The 1,097-nt window shown below is 41.7% G+C and carries 1 protein-coding gene; it reads right to left on the bottom strand.

The window, feature by feature from the left end; translation table 11 throughout:
• A partial coding sequence (gene murA / locus ACRCJ0_RS14855; RefSeq protein ID WP_431390980.1) for a UDP-N-acetylglucosamine 1-carboxyvinyltransferase occupies positions 1-1,097 on the bottom strand: 1,097 nt, incomplete at both ends.

The raw sequence follows: 1,097 nt of genomic DNA, 5'->3' as shown, positions 1-1,097 counted from the left end.
TCGAATGAGTGGTAACCACGGTCTAAGTATTTCAATTCAGACACTTTGGTCATCCCTTCAGCCTTCAAACCAGCCAAAATTAAGGCTGCTGCTGAACGTAAATCAGAAGCAGCTACTGCTGCCCCTTGCAACTTAGCAGGACCGTTCATAATAGCTGTATTGCCGTTAATATTAAAGTTAGCGTTCATTCTACGCAATTCTTCTAAGTGCATAAAGCGATTTTCAAAAACAGTTTCTTCCATTTCTGAAGTACCTTCTGCTAAAACTTGGGCAACTGTAAAGGGTGATTGAATATCAGTCGGGAAACCAGGATATGGCAAAGTTCTTGCTTTTGTTTGATGCAAAACGGTAGAACCTTGCACACGGACACCAGACACGTCTTCAGTAATTGTCGCACCTAATTCTTTTAATTTAGAAATCAATGGTTGGTTGTGTTCTGAAATCGCGTCTTCAATGTAGACATCACCTTCAGTAATGGCTGCAGCTACCATAAATGTTCCTGCTTCAATACGGTCAGGGATGACAGAATGTTCAGTTCCTTCAAGGCTTTCAACCCCACGGATTTTAATGGTATCTGTGCCGGCACCTTGAACGCGACCACCCATTTTATTGATAAAGTTGGCTAAATCAACGATTTCAGGTTCGCGAGCAACGTTCTCAATGATTGTTGTCCCTTCAGCTAATGCAGCAGCCATCATAATATTTTGTGTCGCCCCAACACTTGGGAAGTCTAAATAAATATTGGCACCCACTAATTTATCAGCGCTTGCTTCAACATAACCTGCTGTAGTCGTTACTTTGGCACCTAAAGCTTCAAATCCTTTGACATGTAAGTCAATTGGACGCGAACCAATAGCGCAACCACCTGGCATAGCAAATTTAGCATGACCATAACGAGACAATAATGGCCCCATTACAACGATTGAAGCACGCATCTTGCTGACAAGTTCAAATGGTGCTTCAGTCGTTAGATCACCAGAAGCGTCCACGATAATTTCATTGTTTTCTTCATCGAAATCAACTTGCGCATTCAAGTTACGCAATACATCGTTCATTACATATACATCTGATAGTAATGATGCATTGGTAATGCGACT

It is taken from the genome of Aerococcus sp. L_32 (assembly GCF_050689315.1).
This window is presented reverse-complemented; position numbering and strand designations above follow the sequence as displayed.